The organism is Shewanella sp. DW31, from assembly GCF_015767295.1.
Classification (GTDB): domain Bacteria; phylum Pseudomonadota; class Gammaproteobacteria; order Enterobacterales; family Shewanellaceae; genus Shewanella; species Shewanella oncorhynchi.
Genome location: NZ_JADWMP020000002.1, coordinates 169,866 through 191,560 on the forward strand (window position 1 = coordinate 169,866; position 21,695 = coordinate 191,560).

The 21,695-nt window shown below is 44.9% G+C and carries 13 protein-coding genes, 1 other RNA gene and 1 pseudogene; 5 read left to right on the plus strand and 10 right to left on the minus strand.

Going from position 1 to position 21,695, the window contains the following annotated elements:
* Window positions 1-47: 47 nt before the first annotated feature.
* The gene (gene aceA / locus GWI56_RS03000) at window positions 48-1,373 is read right to left on the minus strand and encodes an isocitrate lyase (RefSeq protein WP_198572101.1); all 1,326 of its coding nucleotides are present in this window, start codon (window positions 1,371-1,373) and stop codon (window positions 48-50) included.
* Window positions 1,374-1,512: 139 nt separating this feature from the next.
* Window positions 1,513-3,162: a malate synthase A gene (aceB, locus tag GWI56_RS03005; RefSeq protein ID WP_198572102.1), complete on the minus strand. Its 1,650-nt coding sequence runs from the start codon at window positions 3,160-3,162 to the stop codon at window positions 1,513-1,515.
* Between the two features lie 859 nt (window positions 3,163-4,021).
* Here aceB and GWI56_RS03010 point away from each other — a divergent pair.
* A complete protein-coding gene (locus GWI56_RS03010; RefSeq protein WP_198572103.1) occupies window positions 4,022-6,466 on the plus strand; it encodes a TonB-dependent receptor in 2,445 nt (814 codons plus the stop codon).
* A gap of 92 nt (window positions 6,467-6,558) precedes the next feature.
* Here the strand turns inward: GWI56_RS03010 and GWI56_RS03015 are convergent, their stop codons facing one another.
* The 4 genes from GWI56_RS03015 to GWI56_RS03030 all read right to left on the minus strand — a co-directional run bounded on the left by GWI56_RS03015 (window position 6,559) and on the right by GWI56_RS03030 (window position 11,520).
* On the minus strand, window positions 6,559-8,328 hold the full coding sequence (locus tag GWI56_RS03015) for a monovalent cation:proton antiporter-2 (CPA2) family protein (protein WP_198572104.1): 1,770 nt from the start codon (window positions 8,326-8,328) through the stop codon (window positions 6,559-6,561).
* A 332-nt stretch (window positions 8,329-8,660) separates the two neighbouring features.
* On the minus strand, window positions 8,661-10,394 hold the full coding sequence (locus GWI56_RS03020; protein ID WP_198572151.1) for a GGDEF domain-containing protein: 1,734 nt from the start codon (window positions 10,392-10,394) through the stop codon (window positions 8,661-8,663).
* 63 nt (window positions 10,395-10,457) lie between these two features.
* Window positions 10,458-10,670 (minus strand): hypothetical protein, encoded by a 213-nt coding sequence (locus tag GWI56_RS03025; RefSeq protein ID WP_131523005.1) that lies wholly within the window; start codon window positions 10,668-10,670, stop codon window positions 10,458-10,460.
* A gap of 58 nt (window positions 10,671-10,728) precedes the next feature.
* Complete coding sequence (locus tag GWI56_RS03030; RefSeq protein ID WP_198572105.1) at window positions 10,729-11,520, minus strand: SAM-dependent methyltransferase; 792 nt, start codon at window positions 11,518-11,520, stop codon at window positions 10,729-10,731.
* Window positions 11,521-11,949: 429 nt separating this feature from the next.
* Here GWI56_RS03030 and bamE point away from each other — a divergent pair, with 429 nt between their 5' ends.
* Window positions 11,950-12,441, plus strand: coding sequence for an outer membrane protein assembly factor BamE (gene bamE, locus GWI56_RS03035; protein WP_028760727.1), 492 nt, complete (start codon window positions 11,950-11,952; stop codon window positions 12,439-12,441).
* 89 nt (window positions 12,442-12,530) lie between these two features.
* On the opposite strand, the gene GWI56_RS03040 is transcribed toward bamE, so the two are convergent.
* Window positions 12,531-12,863, minus strand: a complete 333-nt coding sequence (locus tag GWI56_RS03040) for an RnfH family protein (protein WP_006080834.1) — start codon at window positions 12,861-12,863, stop codon at window positions 12,531-12,533.
* Complete coding sequence (locus GWI56_RS03045; RefSeq protein WP_028760728.1) at window positions 12,853-13,290, minus strand: type II toxin-antitoxin system RatA family toxin; 438 nt, start codon at window positions 13,288-13,290, stop codon at window positions 12,853-12,855. Before GWI56_RS03045 ends, GWI56_RS03040 begins: the two co-directional genes overlap by 11 nt.
* Before the next feature lie 278 nt (window positions 13,291-13,568).
* On the opposite strand from GWI56_RS03045, the gene smpB reads away from it, so the two are divergent.
* Together smpB and ssrA are read left to right on the plus strand one after the other, a co-directional pair.
* Complete coding sequence (gene smpB / locus GWI56_RS03050; protein ID WP_006080832.1) at window positions 13,569-14,060, plus strand: SsrA-binding protein SmpB; 492 nt, start codon at window positions 13,569-13,571, stop codon at window positions 14,058-14,060.
* Between the two features lie 71 nt (window positions 14,061-14,131).
* Window positions 14,132-14,487, plus strand: a transfer-messenger RNA (tmRNA) gene (gene ssrA, locus GWI56_RS03055).
* A gap of 174 nt (window positions 14,488-14,661) precedes the next feature.
* Here ssrA and GWI56_RS03060 read toward each other — a convergent pair.
* Together GWI56_RS03060 and GWI56_RS03065 are read right to left on the minus strand one after the other, a co-directional pair.
* Entirely contained in the window at window positions 14,662-15,900 is a 1,239-nt protein-coding gene (locus tag GWI56_RS03060; RefSeq protein WP_113940634.1) for a DEAD/DEAH box helicase, read from the minus strand.
* 99 nt (window positions 15,901-15,999) lie between these two features.
* Window positions 16,000-18,718 (minus strand): annotated as a pseudogene (locus GWI56_RS03065) (EAL domain-containing protein).
* Window positions 18,719-19,240: 522 nt separating this feature from the next.
* Here GWI56_RS03065 and GWI56_RS03070 point away from each other — a divergent pair.
* Window positions 19,241-21,658, plus strand: a complete 2,418-nt coding sequence (locus GWI56_RS03070) for an ATP-binding protein (protein ID WP_198572106.1) — start codon at window positions 19,241-19,243, stop codon at window positions 21,656-21,658.
* Window positions 21,659-21,695: the final 37 nt, after the last annotated feature.

Genomic DNA, 21,695 nt, shown 5'->3' on the forward strand with positions numbered 1-21,695 from the left:
AGGAGTGATCCACAATCACAATGGATCATCCTAAGCGCTTCTACTGCTTAAAACTGTTCTTCTTCGGTAGACCCAGTCAGTGCAGTCACTGAAGAATGGCCACCTTGAATAACCGTAGTCACTTGGTCGAAATAACCTGTGCCCACTTCCTGTTGATGCGCCACGAAGGTGTAACCTTTCTTCGCTGCTGCAAACTCAACTTCTTGAACTTTTTCAACATAATGCTTCATACCTTCGCCACGAGCATAGTCGTAAGCGAGGTCGAACATGTTGTACCACATGTTGTGGATGCCGGCTAAAGTGATGAACTGGTACTTGTAGCCCATGTCTGACAATGCTTGTTGGAAGCGCGCGATAGTGGCGTCGTCCAGATTTTTCTTCCAGTTGAACGAAGGCGAACAGTTATAAGCAAGCAGTTGATCTGGGTACTGAGCATGAATCGCTTCAGCAAAAATACGCGCTTCTTCAAGATCCGGTTTAGCGGTTTCACACCAAATCAAATCCGCATACGGAGCATAAGCCAGACCACGAGAAATCGCTTGGTCAAGACCAGCTTTAACACGGTAGAAACCTTCATTGGTGCGCTCGCCAGTCACGAAATCACGATCGTATGGGTCGCAATCTGAAGTTAACAAATCGGCCGCGTTAGCATCGGTACGTGCGATAACCAGTGTATCGACACCGCTCACATCCGCCGCTAAACGTGCAGCAACCAGCTTTTGTACCGCTTCTTGGGTTGGCACTAATACTTTGCCACCCATGTGGCCACATTTTTTCACTGAAGCTAACTGATCTTCAAAGTGAACACCGGCAGCGCCTGCGTCAATCATCGACTTCATCAGTTCGAAGGCATTTAATACGCCGCCAAAACCCGCTTCTGCGTCAGCAATAATTGGCAGAAAGTAATCAACAAATTTTTCATCTTCTGGATTAACGCCATTGCCCCACTGAATTTGGTCAGCACGGCGGAAAGAGTTATTGATACGGGATACCACAGCAGGCACTGAGTTGGCTGGGTATAAAGATTGATCTGGGTACATAGTGCCGGCTAAGTTAGCATCGGCTGCCACTTGCCAACCTGAAAGGTAAATCGCTTCGATACCCGCTTTCGCCTGTTGTACCGCTTGACCACCCGTTAACGCACCCAGTGAATTCACATAGCCTTTTTTAGCGCCACCGTTAACCAATTCCCATAACTTAGCAGCACCGCGCTTAGCGATAGTATTCTCAGGCACGATTGAACCGCGAAGCGCAACCACTTCTTCTGCGGTATAAGGACGACGCACGTGTTTCCAACGTGGGTTTTCTGCCCAATCTCTCTTGATTGCATCAATCTGCTCTTGACGTGAAGTCTGAGTCGTTGCCTTAGTCATAATGTCGCTCCTTTCTCTTTGATGTTGTAGCTATCATGAAACTGCCCCCAGTTTCACTCTGCTAAATTGTTTGGTTGGCGGTAGCCCCGCCACAGCTAAATCTGGTTTACCTAAAACGGTTCAAGCAAATGAGTTCATTCTAAGCTGTCAGCATTTCGTAACCGGGTAAGGTTAAGAAATCGACCAGCTCGTCGGAGGTGGTAATGTCTTCAAGCAACACGGCTGCTTGGGTGAATTTGCCATGGGTGAATCTGTCGCTACCCACTTCTTTTTTCACGTTCGACAGCTCTTCAACCAACATGTCTTTAAAGAGTTGTTTGGTCACTAATTTGCCGTTTGACAGCGACTTACCGTGTTGGATCCATTGCCAAATTGATGCTCTAGAGATCTCAGCCGTAGCCGCATCTTCCATTAAGCCGTAAATAGGTACACAACCGTTGCCGCTGATCCACGCCTCTAAATACTGCAGGGCGATACGAATGTTCAGACGCATCCCTTGTTCAGTGCGCTCACCATCGCAGGTTTTAAGCAGTTCGCTAGCCAGGATTGGCGCGTCGACATCACGGGTAATATGCAATTGATTACAGTGATCTTGGCCTATGTATTCGTTGAAAATCCCCATAGCGGTGTCGGCAAGGCCAGGGTGCGCGACCCAAGTGCCATCGTGGCCGTTACGCGCTTCTAGTTCTTTATCCTTACGCACACGCTGCAATACGGCTTCGTTCTGAGCAGGATCTTTAGCAGGAATAAAGGCTGCCATGCCGCCCATCGCTAAGGCACCGCGTTTGTGGCAGGTCTTAATCAAGAGTCTTGAATAAGCGCTTAAGAAAGGCGTATCCATAATGACGGCTTGGCGGTCCGGTAAGACTCGGTCGCCATGACGCTTTAATGTCTTGATATAGCTGAAGATGTAATCCCAACGACCACAGTTCAGTGCGACGATATTGGAACGTAGTTCATAGAGAATTTCGTCCATTTCGAACACGGCAGGCAAAGTCTCAATCAAGCAAGTACATTTAATCGTGCCCGCTTGCAGACAAAACCTTTCCTCAACAAAAGCAAACACTTTTGCCCACCAGCGCGCTTCAATATGACTTTCTAACTTAGGAATATAAAAATATGGACCACTGCCCTTGGCCAAAAGTTGGCGATAGTTGTGGTAGAAATACAGTGCGAAATCAAACAGTGAGCCAGGAATCGCTTTTCCATTAAACTGTACGTGTTTTTCTTTAAGGTGCAGACCACGAACGCGGCAAATAAGCACTGCAGGATTTGGCCCTAATTTATAGTGCTTACCCGTGTCCGGTGCTGTGTACTCAATATCACCACGCACGGCATCACGTAGATTGATTTGACCTTCGACGACTTTTTCCCAGCTCGGTGCTAAGGAATCTTCAAAGTCAGCCATAAACACTTTGGCGTTGGCGTTGAGTGCGTTAATCACCATTTTACGTTCAACGGGACCTGTGATTTCCACGCGACGGTCAAGCAAGTCATCGGGAATACCGCGAATCTGCCATGCACCATCACGGATAGCGCGGGTTTCAGGCAGAAAGTCAGGTAATGCTCCTTTATCAATACGTGCTTGTTTATCTTTACGTTTAGCGAGTAAGGCAGGTACTTCGTCGGCAAACTCACGACAAAGGGATTCGAGTAAGGCGACAGCCCCTTCGGTAAATATGACTTCTTGGCCTGGAATGTCACGACCCACAATATTAAGCGTGGCGTTTGCTGTAGCTTTACCCAGTGTCGAATTCAATTGCTGTTCACTCAAAGTGTGTTCCGTCATCTTGATGCCCTCCCAAGAGGCTCCACTATCACAGGCTTAACGCTGACATATAAAGCAGTAGCATCCCCAATCACCACTGCTTATAAACTCACCAAAAAACCATCAAATGTTTGTTTCGAACTAAAACTTACCGACAAACGTTTGTATTTGCAACAGTCCAAGATTGACAAAAACATGCATTACCTAAGTAAAAACCATGCTAAAATTGGTCTGACCAAGCAAGAAAACAAACAACAAACAACTGATAAATATGTAATTAAACATTTTAATCACATATGACAATTGCAGTTAAATGAAACTTGTCAGACAACTTTACCAATCAATACGCAAAGTAATTAATTACGTAATTAAATAACTTATAGTAAATTTATTATTACATCATTTTTACTCTATTAGACCTAAGTAGAAAATGCTCAATGTTTTGAACTAACCTAGAGGTAAGTCAGATAAATTCATATAAATCATAATGATAAAGACTGTTGCCATTGTCACAAATTTAAACGACCGTTTCATTTTGACGTTTACGTAAACGAAATAAGTATCATGTGCGATTCAAACTAAGTACCAGGTTGCGTTTCCCGATCAACAAGGTGGGATGTGATGGTTAACTCAAAAAATAAATCACTTTTTTATAAAAAAAATGAAACAAATTTGACATTACAGCGGGATGGAACTTAGACGCGACTTTTTATGAAGCTTTTCTCCTACGAGAACCCATACCTTACTTCCTCAAATACATGCCTTTTCGTAACACTTATTCGCAGCACTGCACATTTCAACCACGACATCTGAAACATATGTTGCCAACTTAAATGCAAATCATTACTATTCGCGACCTATTTATTTGGGGGAACCATTAATGAAATCATTTCGTTTGTCACTAACTGCACTCGCCTGCCTTTCCGTTTTATCGCAAACTGCATCCGCCGAAGCTAACTCGGTATCAGCAAATGCTGAAGCCAACGTTGAGCGCATCACGGTTTATGGCAGACAAAACTCAGTAGTGAAGAATTCAGGGCTAGCAACTAAGTCCGACATGTCTCTCATGGAAACACCCGCTGCAGTTGTAATTGTTGACCAAGAACTGATCGAAACCCAAGGTACAGATAATCTGCAAGACTTGATCCGTAACATCAGTGGTGTGACTCAAGCGGGTAATAACTATGGCATCGGTGACAACATAGTCATCCGTGGTTTAGGCGCAAATTACACCTATGACGGTATGTATGGCGGTGCTGGCCTTGGTAACACTTTCAACCCCACGCGCTCTTTAACCAACGTTGAATCCGTAGAAGTATTAAAAGGCCCAGCGACTGGACTCTATGGCATGGGGAGTGCTGGCGGCGTCATCAATTTAATTGAGAAAAAACCGCAATTCGAGTCAAAAAACAAATTTACCGCCGAAGTTGGACAATGGGATACCTACTCCCTTGCTCTGGATAGCACAGGCGCCCTGAATGATGATGTCGCCTACCGTTTAGTGGCAAAATCCGGCCGCAGTGATGGGTATCGCGATATCGGTACAGACAGAGACGAAATCTATGGCGCCTTAAAATGGGTATTAAGTGATAGCCAAGATGTAATGCTTTCAGGTGCTTACATCAAAGATGCTATTGCCGTTGACTCTATTGGCCACCCGATTCGAATTTACAATGCCGATTCAGTCGGCGGTAAGAGCGCGGGAGAGGTCACTTGGCAGGATTTAATCAACGATCCAAGTGGTAAGGGTCTACAACTGACCGATGCACAGCGTCAGCAGTTAGCGGCCTCGTTGTCGGGCGCTGATGGCTTAAGGCCCTATTCGTTTGGTGATGCAGGGCTGATTTCACCCATGGCGAAGGACAATGAAGGCGAAGAGTTAAGATTTAAACTAACCCATAATATTTACTTCAACGATAGTCTGTTTCTTAATCAGCAATTACAGTATCGCGACTACACTTCAGGCTTCGCCCGCCAAACAGGTGCTTATAACTACGTCTACTGGAAACAAGGCAAAAACCCGATCAACGCTGATCCCCGCGCGCCTTTAGTTGAAAACGGCGAACTTTATCCTTTTGCTGCAAGACGTCAGGAATACCGTAAAGTGGATGCCGACGAGACTTCGTGGCAGTACTTTGCCGATTTACGTTATGACTTCCAAATTGGCAATATAGACAATGAATTATTGGTCAATGCCAACTATGAAGACCGTAATATTCGCTTCCAGCAATATTCTATCTACGATGCGGATCAAATCTTTAAAAACAAAGATGGCAAAATCATTTACCAAGGATCTCTGCCTTATATATACGACATCCGCAATCCTAATTGGGGCACAGGTAAATTCGAGGACTATGACCCACTCAAAACCGCTAACTATGACAAAAAAGTCAGCGCTTGGGGCGTAGGCTTACAACATGTCAGTTATCTGCCATACGGCTTTACCACACGTATTGGTGTTGCCTTTAATGAAATTAAACAAGCCTATGAGCACTTTGGTGTTGATCCACGCTATAGCACTAGCCAATCCCAAGCGACACCAGAAGCTGATACCACAGATAACGGTATGACCTATAACCTAGGGTTAACCTACATGCCGATTGAGGATTTATCATTTTTCATCAACCATTCTAAAGGGCGAACCGCTTACAGTGTACTTGATGCAGTAAAAGATAATGCTACCGACCGAGATGATTCAGAATCAATTAGCAATGATCTAGGTATGCGCTTTAAAGCATTTGAGGATCAATTGCTTGGCTCACTGGTATTCTTTAAAAGCTCGCGTACTAATGTCGCCTATAACAACCCTGATTATACCAATGGCATATTAACCCCTAATATTCCCGTGTATTTTTACGATGGCAGCGAAGATACTCAGGGGGTCGAACTCGATCTCAATGCCCACCTGAATGATCAATGGCGCGTTAACCTTAATGGCATGTACCAAGATGCAAGGGATAAGCAAAACCCGAATGACGTCGCAAATTACGACAGCCGTCAAAAAGGTGTGCCTTATGTCACCGCCAGTGCTTGGGTTACCTATGGCGCGGATTGGTTTAGATTATCAAGTCCAATCGAGCTGAGCCTTGGTGCAAAATTTGTCGATGATCGCAGTACGCACTCAAGCTCATTTGGTATTCCAGACGGTTACGTGCCTAGCTATACCGTCGTTGACTCGGCAGTGAGCTACAACGCGGATTCTTGGAAAATCCAGCTGAACATCAATAACCTTTTCAATAAAGACTATTACAGTAAAGCCATGTTCCTCGGTGGTATGCCGGGTGAAGAACGCAACGTCAAACTGCAATACAGCTATAGCTTTTAACACCTAAACATCAGCGTTATATTTGATGTTTTAAACCAATAAAAAAGAGAGCATTTATGCTCTCTTTTTATATCCAAATCAGAGTGACAACATTAGCTCACATTCTCCCTATCGCCACGCATAAGGGATTCCAACTCTGCCTTACCCTTATTCGATAAATTGATTAACGTCGCTAAATCATTTTGATGAGCCGCACTCGCAATCACCAGTTTCTTATCATGCTCAGCAAAGATTTTTACCCGCTCGTTGGCTTGTACCTGCGATAAACCTAGACCTTGGAGAATCTTCTCACTGGCCGATAGCGCCGAACCAAAGGTCTCACGAAACACATCCGTCACCCCAAGGCTCATCAAACGATAAGCATGGTTACGGTCCCTCGCCCGCGCGACTATGTTGATATGGGGAAAATGTGTTTTCACTTGCTGAGCAATTTCAATGGAATCCTCAACACTGTCCACGGCAAGCAATAGTAATCTAGACCGAGCAATCCCCGCCGACATCAACATGTCTAAGCGTCTGGCATCACCAAAATACACTTCACCACCGTATTTACGAATCACATCCACATGACTCGCATCCTTATCCAATGCGACAAAAGGGATACCTGATGAGGCCAAAATACGCCCCGTGATCTGGCCTACTCGACCAAATCCAGCAATCACCACTTCAGATTCGGTGACATTAATCGTATCTGGCAGACGAGTATCCACCACTTTGGCTTTAGTTGCTCGGAACAAAGTAAACAATAGAGGCGTTACTGCCATAGACAAACCAATCGCCAGCACTAGCACTTGCGCAATTTTATCGCCGACAATACCAGATAGCTGCGCCTGAGATAACAGCACAAAGGCAAATTCGCCCCCTTCAGCAAGGATCAACCCTAGTGCAATACTAGGCCGCCATTTGTGGTGCCGAATGCGCCCCAGCACCATAAGCACAAAGGTTTTAATCAGCAACATAGCCATTAAAATGCCCAGAATAAGTAACGGATCAGATATCAATAATCTCAAATCCATACTCATACCGACAGCCATGAAAAACAGCCCAAGCAATAAGCCTTTAAAAGGTTCTATGTCAGTTTCGAGCTGGTGCCGATAACTTGAGTTAGCGAGCATAATACCCGCCAAAAATGCCCCCATGCCCGCAGAAAGTCCCAACCACTCCATTAACTCAGCGCTACCCATGACCAGCAATAATGCAAAAGCGGTGAGCACTTCACGCACCCCACTGCTTGCCACTAGTTTAAGGAATTTAGGCAATAAATATTTCCCCACTAACACAAAACCAACGAGCGCAAGACACGTCCAGTACCAAGGCACCGCATGATGTTCAATCTGAGCAGAATTGGGCGCCAAATATGCTGTCAGCAGCAACATAGGGATAACCGCAAGATCTTGCATTAACAAGACCCCAAAAGCATCACGTCCAAGTGGGGTTGTGAGCAACCTATGCTCACTCATTAACTGCACGGCAAAGGCTGTCGATGATAAAGATAGCGCGGCACCAACCACTAAAGCCGCCTCAATAGACAAGCCAAAGCCCCAAGCCAAACCTCCAATCGCAGCCCATGACAACAACAGCTGACCACTGCCTAAACCAAAGATAGCACTGCGAAGTTCCCATAATTTACTTGGATTCAATTCGAGTCCAAGTACAAACAGCATAAGTACCACACCTAACTCGGCAAAATGCAACACGGCTGCAGGATCAGAAACCAACGCCATACCACCTGGGCCTAAAATAATCCCTGCGGCCAAATAGGAAAGAATAGGGCCCGCGCCAAAACGTTTACCCAAGGGAACAAAAATAACCGCCGCCAATAAAAATAGCAGCACCGACGTGAGTAAACTCGACTGTTCCATGAAGGCTCCAACGGAAAAAGGAATGCGCATTGTTCTATGTAAGGACCCAGCAATAGCTAGGCAATTATCAGCTATGATATCCCATTTATTTATTAACAAGGTCAAGGCAATTCATTAAAAATAAGAAATTTTTGATACGGAAAACACTTAAGCGTGGGGGAAATCAACTGGAGCAACAAAGCAGAGTAAAAGAGCGCTTAGAGACACCTTAGACTGTTATTGCATTTTAGTGAGTGGCTGCAAAATAAAAAAACGAGCAATAAACTAAGGAAGGATAAAACCAGTAAGGGCTTGCCAACTCTGGATGAGACTAAATGCTCACTCGACTTGCATTACACAGAGGGCGATGCGATATGACGCCGTAAATCAGTTGCCTGCTTGTCACATTTTAATATGTCAGAATAGCGTACTACGGTGTTGCGGCCATTGGCCTTAGCGGCATAGAGCGCCATGTCGGCTCGGTGAAATAATGGATCCAAACTCAGATCATCAGCCATTAAACCGCTCACGCCAAAACTCGCCGTTATGACGAACTTATGCCCTGAATGTTGGGTATCAATGGCCTCGATACGAGCTCGACATTGCTCCGCCACTTCCATGCCTTTCGCTTCATCGGCATAGGGTAATAAAATTGCAAACTCCTCACCGCCGATACGAGCAAAAACATCACCATTTCGGATATGGGATTTAAGGGAGTCAACCACCTTTTTAAGCGCCCAATCGCCAGTTCCATGACCAAAAGAATCGTTGATGCGTTTGAAGAAATCTAAATCGAATAAAATGACACAGAAATCCCCGCTACGAGCCGTGGCTTGCACAAAAAGGTTTTCTCCCAACTCTTGCCCTGCACCACGATTCAATATGCCTGTTAAGGCATCCATTCTCGCCATACGCATAAACTTACGTTTCTGCATCTGACCTACGGCTAACAAAATTCCAAGGAAGAACAGCCCACCCACTAGAATAGTGATAAACATCAGCATATTGGTGTATTCCCGCTCTTTTACCATTTGCTGAGCGATGTAAAGTTCACGCTCTTTATTGAGTAAATTGATTTCACGCGACTGTTCATCAGCATTAAACTTAGCCGCCTGATAAGCGAGGGTTTTCATTCTAGATTGGTCAAAAATCAATTGATTATAATATTGTTCTTTTCTTGTGTATTCATAGGCTTGCTCAAATTGTTTATCCGCCGCCATCAGTTCGGCAAATACCTTATATGCAATATGCTTATGTTCGATGTAGCTATTATCATCGGGGAATGAAAGCACTTTAACGGCGTGACTTTTCGCTTGAACCTGCTCATCCATGGCAAAGTAATTCTCGGCAAGTAGTGCATGCACATGGCTAATTTCTAACTGAAATTGAAAAGCTTCATACCCTTTTAAAGCTAATAGCAGAATCGCTCTCGCACCTAAAAAGTCGCCCCGCTCCTGCAAAACCATAGCTTTGCCTTTCATCGACATAGTCGCCAAAAGGGGGAATTGCTTCGCATCACAGTATTGACGGCTATCTTCGAAGGCATCGAAGGCGTCGGGATTTTTCACGCCGAGTAAATAAATAGCGCGCAGCAATTTGGCATGGCAAATATCGCGGACATCGGTTTCCTTTGCGAGTTGTAACACCTTATTGGCATAAAGGCCCATATCGCTATAAGCGTCCATTTCGGAATAAATATTGGCAATTCTTAGATATGAGTGCCGTTTAATCGTGACATCATCAATATTCACCACTAGGGCTAATGCTTGAGCGACTGCAGCCAAGGCTTTGTCATAGTCACGCAGACCTATATATACAGTGGCTTTGTAACTATAAACTGACGCCAATAAATCAGTATTTGGCACTAAGGTTTCGGCTTGGTGTAGATCATCTAACGCTTTAGTATATTCACCAGTGAAAAAATAACCTATCGCTCTATCTATCCTCAGTCGTCCTTGTTGTATTGTAGTTAAACGACTGAATTCTTTCTCATATTCGGCAAGCTTTTTCTGCGCAGCACTAAGATCAGATTGCAGTAATACATCAAGCTCATTGAGTGCCTGATCAAAATCGAGAGAGTTAGCCATCAAAGCTGTCGAACACAAGGCGAAGATGGCTAATAGGGCACAACGTAACCGTTTCAAGATTAGTTAATTATTACCATGATTGACTAAAACAAATGTTTGATAATTTTGGTCGCCACTCAAAACTTTTAGTTTTGTCATATCCCCTCTCATTACAGCGCTAATTTCTTCATCAGTTAACCCATGGGCGCGCATTACGGCCTCCGGGTCCTGTTGATACGCTTCCATCAGTTGTGCATCTTGACCTAACTGGGTAAAAAAATCCGATAATGCAGACATACCTTTCCTTATTTATATGATGACTCCCGAATTCAGCTCAGAAGTACAGCACTCACAATTAGCCTAAATCTTCAGGTCTAATGCCTAATTTAGTTAAAATAGCATAGTTGTATTCGAGTTTTTTTGCTGGCGGGATCAGTAAAGTACTGATCGGAGACAAGTTTGCCTCGGGCAGCTTACTCAACGGCAAATACTCAATTCTAGGGGCTTGAACTGGCAGATTAGCAGCTTCGTAGATCACCACTTGATGATCTCGCGGATACCATTGATTCAGTTGTTCAACCAAAATCTGCAGCCTGTCACTCGTAGTATGGAACTGAGTTAAGGTATGTTCACCAGCAATCGCAATTTGCCATAACAATAAATGGGTTGTCGGATCGGGCACATGATTAAAAAACATAAACTGGCTAGCTTCAAAACTTTGATGCCCAGAGCTGCCGGGGTCAATACCCAGATCAGCCCATAAACACGCCTCAGCCGAAATCCCCGGCTCCATCTTCGCTGAAAACCCTTCTGCCCTCGCCCGCGTAATCGCCATATGGGAAACACAGGCAAAGACTCCAGGATGACCATAGAGCGCACAAACGGTTTTTTTGCCAGCCCTTACGGCCTCCAATATAGAATTAACCATTTGTTCGTAGGTTTCTCGGCGATTTTTAACTTCACCATTTTGTGCATAAAACGGCTGTAAATTGATGACATTGGGATTAATTTTCTGGATCCAACGCTGCGAAAAACCATCGGGCAAGAGTGAAAACACGACATCAGCGTGCTCAATATAACTACGACTCATCACACTGATCTGTCCGGCCAGTTGTAAACCCGTACCTACGCAAACTAAAGAACCCAATGCATCTATCCCACTATTTTATTTCGAACACTGCAAACTTACGGCAAAAAAGCCACAGTACAAGAACACAATAAAAACATATCGGTAACTTTAATCTGATTTTAATGAGATTACTATGTTTATCGCCACACATACTGTCTATCGACTTAGTAACTAATTGCTTGGCTTTAAAGAAGAAATCGCTCACATTTACTCTTTTCCCAATCCAGCCAACAGTAAACCTGTACGGCTCTGACACCGAAAATCATACTCATAGCCCCATATGACTTTAGCTAATAAATATCCTTAAAGATTGAGAACTAAAGCCAACATACTGGGTCGAAAAGTCACACAATTCGATCTATGACGGTAGCAAAGCCCGATTGCCCTTGTCATGAGGGGGAATGCTTGGGTATTATGGCCGCCAGATTTTCAGAAGTAGCGCATACAATGATCAATAAAAAGCAAAGTCTTACCCTACTGGGCGCTGTGGCGCTCTCTGTTTCGCTCAGTGCCTGTAGCGTGTTCGATTGGTTGATTTATAAGCCCGACATTCCACAGGGCAACTACATGGAACCGCAACAAGTTGAAAAGTTGCGCATTGACATGACCAAAGAACAAGCCGAATACATTCTCGGCCGTCCGGTATTACGAGATAGTTTTGCTGACGATACTTGGTACTATGTGTATCACTACAAGAGTGGGCGTGATGCCAGCATTACGCATAAAGAACTCATACTGCACTTTACGGGCGATAAACTTACCTCAGTGAAAGGCGATTATGAACTGAGCAAAGAATTTAGTACGCCGCTAGAGCAAAGCAGCTTGCCAACAGGTAATAAAACTGAGCTAGTGCCACAAATTCCAGCACAGCGCGCCGATGAAAAGCCATTAGTTAAAGAAAATCAAGCTGAAGCGCAAGTTCAAAAACCAATTAAGTAATATCCTAAACTTTGCTTATGCTCTTCTCAGTCAATCAAATATAAAAAAGCGCCCAAGGGCGCTTTTTTATTGAGCTATGATGTCAATATTTAAGCTCGTCCACCCGTCACTTTATTCGCGCGGCCTTCATCTTTAGCTTTATCTGCTCGGCGACGACGCACATCCTTAGGATCAGCAATCAAAGGACGATAAATCTCAACCCTTTGCCCCGGTAAAATCACTTGGTCATGCTTAACCACATTACTAAACACACCGAGCTTAACCGTATCTAAATCGATCTCAGGAAAAAAGCTTACAATGTTACTTAAACGCACCACCTCAATCGCTGACGTGCCGGGATTCACATTCACCGAAATCACTTTTTGCTGTGTAGGCAAGGCGTAAACCACATCAACTACAAACTTATCTGTCTCATTTGTCACTGTAAATCACCTTAGCGCGACTCGTAAATGCCGTCACCATTGATACCATAAGATCATTAAACACTTTACCAAAGGCCATATCGGCTAACGAGCTTGAAAACTCAAAACTCAGCTCGAATTCTACCTTGCAGGCCTCTTCAGTCAGCTCAGTAAAACGCCACTGCCCCAATAAATGCTTAAAGGGCCCATTTTCCAATGTTAAATCAATACTCTTACCAGGAACCACTTGGTTGCGAGTCGTAAATGTCTTACGGATCCCCGCTTTACTCACATCAACAGATGCCAGCATAGTCTTACCATCAAATTCTAAGACTTTGCCACCCACACAACCGGGTAAAAATTCCTTATACGACTCGACATCATTCACTAAGTCATACATTTGCATCGCACTAAAACGGACTAACACACTTCGAGAAATTTGCGGCATAGGACTTAGTACTCTTCACTAACGTATTCACAGCGACCTAAGCAAACTCAAACGCACGAAAATAACGCACGTGCAATAAACAACTTAGGCAAGCAATCAAAATTTGCACGGATTTTATCACGATACGTAAAAAACGCACCCCTTGTGCACTTAAGCTGATACTCAACCCCTTAATGGCGTTCAAAAAACAAGCAACAACACGATAGAGGCTTGAAATTAACTAAATAAACCCTTATATCAATACCAAATTGATTCACCGTGCGTATAATGGCGCCACTATGGTAAAGAAAAATTCAAGCAAAGCCGCGCCTGCGACTATCGCACGTAATAAGCGCGCAACCTTCGAATACCGTTTCGAAGAGAAAATGGAAGCCGGCCTATCCCTAATGGGATGGGAAGTTAAATCTATCCGTATGGGTAAGGTCAACTTGTCCGACTGTTACGTATTCCTGAAAAATGGCGAAGCCTTTATGCATGGCTGCACCATTATTCCTTTGAATACGGCATCGACACACGTTGTCTGCGATCCCCTGCGCTTGAAAAAGCTGCTACTCAGCCGTAAAGAGCTAGATAAACTTGCGGGCTTAGTTGAGCGCCAAGGCTACTCTATCATTCCTATCTCAATGTACTGGCGTAAAGGTGCATGGGTGAAAGTGGAAATTGGTCTAGGTAAAGGTAAGAAAGATCACGATAAGCGCGAAGATACTAAAGCGCGTGAATGGGAAGTTGAAAAAGCCCGCGTGATGAAAAAAGAAAAAACGCACGGATAATGAACAAACGATTGAACTTGAAGCAAATGATGCTAGGTGATCATAGTGCTACGGGTTACAATCAAATTCTTGGGGGCGATTCTGGATTCGACAGGATTCACGAAACCCTGGGAGCATGCCGAGGGGCGGTTGGCCTCGTAAAAAGCCGCACAGTTATAGTTGCAAACGACGATAACTACGCTCTAGCAGCTTAGGCTAGCTAGCCATCTGACACAGGTCTCTCAAATGGGCGGTGTATACAGATGGTCATCTTACATTTGATAGCGAGGGAACTCCGTCCGGGGGTGAACCGCGAAATAGTACCGGACTCGCCCGATGAAATCCTGTCTTTCGGAGTTTATTCGGGTTAATTAAAAGAGAGACTAAGCATGTAGTGCCTTGGATGTAGGTGTTCTGGACGCGGGTTCAAGTCCCGCCGCCTCCACCAATTTTACCAGAAGGGCTTAACCGCAAGGTTAAGCCCTTTTTGTTTGGCTGTTCAAATGATTGCTAACGATTCAAATGCGGCGGCGGGAACTGAACTGGCGTCGATAAATGAATCATGTCACCACTTGATCTAATCTCTATTAGATTCAGCCATTCAGACGCCGCACCTAAAAACCTACCTTTTCCCCTTTCCACCCAAAGCCCGTTTCTTCGCTCTTTGCTTCTGAGCCGCTTTGCCGTTACGTCTAGGTTCGGTATCCATCTTATTAAAGTCGGGTTCGAAGCCTAGTAACCATTGTTGTGGTAGACGCTTGTCGAGCACAACTTCAACTTCTTCCAATAATAGGGCGTCCTCTTGACTAAAGAGGGTGATGGCAAGCCCTGCACTACCCGCTCGACCTGTGCGACCGATACGATGAATATAATCTTCGGCGATAAAGGGTAGCTCAAAGTTGATCACATATTTAAGCTCGACGATATCTAGGCCTCTGGCGGCGACATCCGTTGCCACTAGCACTTGAATTTTGCCTTGTTTAAATTCCTGCAAAACTTTCTCGCGCGCGCCTTGGGACAAGTCACCGTGAAACGCCTGAGTGATAATATCGGCTTTATTGAGTTGCTGAACCAGTTTATCGACGCCTTGCTTAGTGCGGCTAAAAATCAACACTTGATGCCAGTTTTTACTGCGTACCAGATGGCTGACGAGTTCGGTTTTACGGTCGGCGTCGACGGCATAAACCACTTGTTCAATTTCGGCAGCGGTCGTGTTGCGCTTGGCAACTTCAATCAACTTGGGATCGCGCAGTAAGGTTTTACTTAAGCTGAAGATAGCGGCATCTAAGGTGGCAGAAAATAACAGGGTTTGTCTGTCACTCGGTACTTGCTTGAGCACGGCTTGAATTTCATCCATAAACCCCATGTCGAGCATGCGGTCGGCTTCATCAAAAACAAGCACACTCAATTGCTTAAGATTTAATGCACCTTGCCTAAGGTGGTCAAGTAAGCGACCCGGAGTTGCGATTAACACATCAATCCCTGCATTAAACACAGCGACCTGCGCATCGATACTCACGCCGCCGTAGGCGATACCGATACGAATATCAGTCCCTTTAGCGTACTTAACAAAACTCTGCTGTACCTGCACCGCCAGTTCACGTGTCGGCACTAAGACTAATCCACGTACGGGTCTCACAGCCGTTAACTCTTGCGAAGGGCTGAGTGTCATCAAATGATGCAAGATAGGCAAGGCGAACGCAGCGGTTTTGCCTGTACCCGTTTGGGCGCCAGCCATCACATCCCGTTTAGCTAAGATGGCAGGGATCGCTTCTAACTGGATAGGCGTTGGCGATTCATAGCCAAGAGCCGCTAAGGTATTCACTAACGTGGAGTTTAAGGATAAGGCACTAAAAGACATTGCGGTTAACCACTGAAAATAATGGCTAGAATTTTAGCAGACACAACCCTAAGCGACTAGCGGCATAGCGCTAGTCCTATTGTTATATGCAAACTTGTTTTACGATAAAAATGCGTCGAGATCTGCAGCTAGTTGCGGACGACTAAAAAGGTAACCTTGGGCTTGATCGCACTGGTTTTGTTGTAGGAAATCAGCTTGCTCTTTAGTTTCAACCCCTTCGGCGATAATTTCCAGCTTCAACGCATGTCCAAGCGCAATCACAGCCTTAGCGATAGCGGTATTGTTGGTATCGAAGGGAATGTCCCGCACAAAAGATTGATCAATTTTCAATTTATGAATAGGCAGTTTTTTCAAATAGTTGAGCGATGAATAGCCAGTACCAAAATCATCAACCGATAATTCGATACCCAGATCGCCAAGTCGCTTTAAGTCACGGATAGCAAGATCAGGATTCTGCATCATCACACTTTCGGTCACTTCAAGCTCTAAATGCTTGGCGGGCAAACCCGTTTCAGCTAAGACACGTTTCACATCATCCACAAAGGAACTGCGCTGTAACTGTTGTCCTGCCACGTTCACGGCAATGCGGCCAAAGTGTTTGCCTTCACTAAGCCAGCGCATTCCCTGACGGCAAGCAGTTTCTAACACCCATAAGCCAATTTCATGGATAAGACCTATTTTTTCTGCCACAGGAATAAATATCGCGGGCGAAATCAAACCCAGTTGAGGATCGTGCCAACGCAGTAATGCTTCAAATCCCACGGTTTGTCGAGTCACTAAATCAAGTTTTGGCTGGTACATTAAGTACAAGGCATTTTGCTCAATCGCGCCATAGAGGGCACTTTGCAGCTTAAGATGCTCAAAAGACTGTTGAGTTAAGGACTCTGTATAAAAAGCATAATTATTGCGGCCATCATTTTTGGCGCGATACATGGCCGCATCGGCGTTACGCAGTAAAGTGTCCGCATCGGTTCCATCATTTGGATACAAAGAAACGCCCATACTCGCCGTTAAACGTAAGTGGTCGCCCGTGCTCACAATAAAAGGTTGCTCAAACACTTGGCGCAATTGATTTATGGCAACTGCGGCATCTGCACTATTGTCGATCCCTGAAATCAATGCCACAAACTCATCGCCACCAATCCGTGATAACACATCCTGATCGCCTACTTGGCTGCGTAAACGCTTGGCAAGCTCAACTAACATTTCATCGCCTATACTGTGGCCAAAACTGTCGTTGATATGCTTGAACAAATCGACATCAATCATCACTGTCGCTAATTGCAAATTCAGCCGCTTAGCTTGTCGCACTTCTTGCTTAAGCTGCATCATGAACTTCATGCGATTGGGCAAATGCGTTAGCGGGTCAAAATACGCTAAGTGCGTGAGTTGCGCTTCATTCTCTTTCTGGGCTGAAATATCGGCAAACACAGCGACAAAATAACGCACACCTCCAACGTCATCATAAATAGTGCTTATGGTGATATTTTGCGGAAAAATCGTGCCGTTCTTGCGCCGATTCCAAATTTCGCCATTCCATTTACCTTGAGTAAACAAGGTATTCCAGAGTTTATCGAAAAAATCTTTATCATGCCGACCCGAACTAAAAAATCCGAGGATTCTGGCCGAGTAACTCTTCCCTCACATAACCTGTGATCTCAAAAAATGCACCGTTAACGTCGGTAATATTGCCATGCCGATCGGTCACAACGACACCTTCAACCGAGTTTTTAAACACATTGGTCGCCAGTGTCAGCTGTTCTTCAACTGCTTTATGCTTGGAGATGTTGCGAGTCATACCGATAACGCCCACGAGCTCCCCCTTGGCATTGAGTGTTGGGAGTTTTAGCGTTTCTAACCAAAGATGATTTTTAGCTTCACAGCCATCTAAACACTCAGCGACAATGATAGGCGTACCAGACTCGATAGCGAGCCTATCACCCTCTAGAAAAATCTCTGCAATATCAGTACCAAAGAGTTCAACATCGGATTTACCAACAATCTCACTACGGGGCATTTCCCACGCATTCTCAACACTACGATTGCAAAGAGTGTAAATGCCAGCGGCATTTTTCATCCAAATATGTTCGTCAAAACTATCGATAAAAGTTTGTAAATCGACCGTTTCGACACGACTCGGTGAACCTCGGCTTAATGTTTCAGCCGCATTATGTTGGCTCAATATCTCGCCTAACTGATGTTGAATGCTATCGCTGATAAGCTTGGCAAGTTGTAGCGTTTTTGAATCTACGCCGTGAGCCTCGTTATGATAGAAACATAAAAAGCCAAAATTTGCCCCAGATGGCCAAGCGAGAGACAAACAAATCACGCTGCCGATTGCGCTACAAGTGTGCCAATCTGAGTGCTGCCGAGTATCCATAATTAACAGAGGCTCACGTACCTGCTCAGTTAGCTGTGATACAGATAATGCAGCCGTGATTTGATGACTGCCTAATCGCGGCAATGCTGAAATCGGCTCACTCAGGCTGGACAACTTAGCATTGCTTAGAGGGGAAATAGTAGGTTTATCAATAATATCAAAGGGATTGGAAACGATTTCTGATGGTGTGAGCATTGAGGGCATCACAACGGACTGGCTTATCGCAGGCTGGGAGGTAGCCAAATGATTGCCACTTAAGTGGCTGAGTATTGCCTGTATTTCACTTTCAGCCGCAGAGTCTGAACTTAACATGCTGCTAAGTTCACCCGCAGCATTCCATGCTAATAACATTGCTTTACTGCTTGATAACTCAGCGACTAAATTTAAGTCACTCAACCAGTTATCCAGCTGTTGCTGCTTAATAGGTACATCTATCATCATCTTGCCAACTCAGATCTCGTTACTGCTCAATCGGCCTACGGCGAGAATACCGTAAGACCTTAAACACATGCCCAATATTGCTACAGAGGGAAAACGTTAACCAAGCAGTAAAATCTCATAAAATTTTACGTTTAACATCAAATCAATACATCTCAATTGGCACTAAGGTTGGATCTAAAACTTACTCCATCATATCCACCTTTTAGGGTGGTAGAGGTCAAACCATCAAAATTCACACTAACTTACTCACACTCAGCAGACTGCTTGCACGGGTAAATCCAACTAACATTGCATTTGCTACTTTAGCACAAAATTTTAGTGTCAGTATCGCGATAAGTTTATTGAGTAACAATTAGTTAGACTTAATCAATTAAGTCTTCCCCCGATAATTCAGCACTTTCTTAGCGAGAGAAAACCATCCCTAAAGACATATATCAGCAATAACAGAGTTTTGATTGACAAAAATGCTATCTTATTGTCTACAATGGAAATAATAAGGCTGAAAAACCAAGGATATTTATGCCCACTGACGTCGTATCAAGCCAAGCTACCCTGCTCAACAGTAAACAATTATATCGCATTTGCGAACTCGACCAATTAAGTACAGATTGCCAATCGACAGCAGAACTCACACCTCTCAATGATATTGTCGGCCAAGAACGCGCCCAGCAAGCGGTAGAGTTTGCAATGGGAATTAAAGAAAAGGGTTACAACATCTACGCAATAGGTCAGAACGGCCTCGGCAAACGGACCATGATGCTGCGTTACCTAAGCCGTCACGAGCCAAACGACCATACCCTGTACGATTGGTGCTATGTGGTCAATTTCGATGATACCCGTTGCCCTAAAGTGCTGAAACTGAGCGCAGGGACGGGGCTTGAATTTAAAAAAGCCGTCGAAAAGTTGATGCTTAAACTTGTCAAAGCTATGCCTTTAGCCTTTGATAATGAAATGTATTATGCCCGGACTGAAAAGCTCAAAAGCCAATTATCACAGAAACAAGAAGTCGCACTCACTGAATTAACCGAAGAAGCGAAACAGAAAGGCATCAGCCTCAGTTTAACCATGCAGGGCGACTATCAAATGGTAGCGCTCAATGGTGAAGAACCCCATGACGAAGCTTCATTCGAAGCATTGACAGAGACTGAACGTAGTCAATTTGAAAGTAATATCAATGGCCTAGAAGTTAAACTGCGCGGTATTATTCGCCAAATCACTGAATGGGAAGAAGAATTCAGCGACAAGCAGCAAGAGCATGACGAACAAGTCGCCAAAGAAGTGTTAATTCATTTTATTAAGCCACTCAAAGATAAGTTCAAGCACCAGCCCGAAGCGCGGACTTTCCTAACCGGTATGCAGGCGGATATCTTAGACAATTTAGATATCTTTTTAGAAGAAAGTGAAGAACAACTGGGCCTAGCCTACGCTTCCCTTGAAAAGAAAATGCCCCGCCGCTACCAAGTTAACGTTTTGGTCGCTCAAGGGACTCAAAAATTCCCTATTGTCGTAGAAGAAAGCCCAAGTTATCACAGCCTATTTGGCTATGTGGAAAACGCTACCTTCAGGGGGACAGTGTTCACCGACTTCTCACTTATCCGCTCTGGCAGTCTGCACAAAGCTAACGGCGGCGTGTTATTGATGGATGCCGTAAAAGTGTTAGAGCGCCCTTACGTGTGGGACGGGTTAAAACGCGCCCTGCGTTCACGCAAACTCGATTTAAGTTCACTGGAGCGGGAAGTGTCACTGTCGGGCACGATTTCATTGGCGCCTGAGCCTATCCCCTTAGATGTGAAAATTATTCTGTTTGGCGATCACGAAACTTATCAGCTGTTACAGCACTATGATCCTGACTTCAGTGAGTTATTCCGCGTTACCGCCGATTTTGAAGATGTGATGGACAGAACCTCAACTTCTGAGGCGCACTATGCCCGCTTTATTTCGAGCATAGTTCACGACAACAACATGCTACATTGCGACCGTGCGGCTATAGCACGCATCATCGAATACAGCTCGCGGGAAGCCGAAGATCAACAAAAACTGTCGCTACACTCAGCCAATATTGCCAACCTGCTGCGGGAATCAAACTACTGCGCTAAATCTTCGGGCAGTCAACAAATTTTAGTGCCGCACGTTGAGCAAGCACTGCGAAATCAGGAGCAAAGAGTCTCGCGCCTGCACGATAACATAATGCAAAGCTTTACCAACGGCACGACCTTGATTAGCACTCAGGGTAAAGTGGTTGGGCAAATCAATGCCTTATCCGTCATCTCGACCTCAGATCATCAGTTTGGTATGCCCAATCGCATCACAGCAACCACTGCGTTTGGTAAGGGTGAAGTGATGGATATCGAGCACAGAGTCAAACTTGGAGGCCGGATCCATTCTAAGGGCGTGTTGATCTTAACCGCTTATTTAGCATCAGTTTTAGGTAAGACGGCGCAAATCCCGCTCACCACTTACCTCACCTTTGAGCAATCATACAGCGGTGTGGACGGTGACAGCGCATCGATGGCCGAATGCTGCGCCATTATCTCGGCTATTAGCGAGCAAGCAATTAGGCAAGATATTGCCATCACAGGTTCGATGAACCAATTTGGTGAGGCTCAGCCCATTGGCGGCGTGAATGAAAAAATTGAAGGCTTCTTCGATGTCTGCAAAATAAAAGGCCGTACGCCGGAGCAAGGGGTGATTATTCCTGCCTCGAACATGGCCAACCTTATGCTGCGCAAAGACATTGTCGATGCAGTGGCACAGGGGGAATTCCATATTTGGGCTATTACCCATGTGACTCAAGCAATGGAATTACTGCTCGGTAAAACCGCAGGAAGTTTGCCGCAAACGGCAGCACCTAGCCAAGGGCAATATTCTCCCGAGAGTATTTTTGGCATAGCTCAGCAAAAGCTCACCGCACTCAGATCCTTAGTTAAAGCGGATTAAATAAAAACGAGAGAGACAAAAAAAGGGTTAGCACATG

Bases quoted from the DNA above. Each gene is read 5' to 3' on its own strand.
- aceA (WP_198572101.1), bottom strand. From the start codon at position 1,373: ATGACTAAGGCAACGACTCAGACTTCACGTCAAGAGCAGATTGATGCA.
- aceB (WP_198572102.1), bottom strand. From the start codon at position 3,162: ATGACGGAACACACTTTGAGTGAACAGCAATTGAATTCGACACTGGGT.
- GWI56_RS03010 (WP_198572103.1), top strand. From the start codon at position 4,022: ATGAAATCATTTCGTTTGTCACTAACTGCACTCGCCTGCCTTTCCGTT.
- GWI56_RS03015 (WP_198572104.1), bottom strand. From the start codon at position 8,328: ATGGAACAGTCGAGTTTACTCACGTCGGTGCTGCTATTTTTATTGGCG.
- GWI56_RS03020 (WP_198572151.1), bottom strand. From the start codon at position 10,394: ATGGCTAACTCTCTCGATTTTGATCAGGCACTCAATGAGCTTGATGTA.
- GWI56_RS03025 (WP_131523005.1), bottom strand. From the start codon at position 10,670: ATGTCTGCATTATCGGATTTTTTTACCCAGTTAGGTCAAGATGCACAA.
- bamE (WP_028760727.1), top strand. From the start codon at position 11,950: ATGATCAATAAAAAGCAAAGTCTTACCCTACTGGGCGCTGTGGCGCTC.
- GWI56_RS03045 (WP_028760728.1), bottom strand. From the start codon at position 13,290: ATGCCGCAAATTTCTCGAAGTGTGTTAGTCCGTTTTAGTGCGATGCAA.
- smpB (WP_006080832.1), top strand. From the start codon at position 13,569: ATGGTAAAGAAAAATTCAAGCAAAGCCGCGCCTGCGACTATCGCACGT.
- GWI56_RS03060 (WP_113940634.1), bottom strand. From the start codon at position 15,900: ATGTCTTTTAGTGCCTTATCCTTAAACTCCACGTTAGTGAATACCTTA.
- GWI56_RS03070 (WP_198572106.1), top strand. From the start codon at position 19,241: ATGCCCACTGACGTCGTATCAAGCCAAGCTACCCTGCTCAACAGTAAA.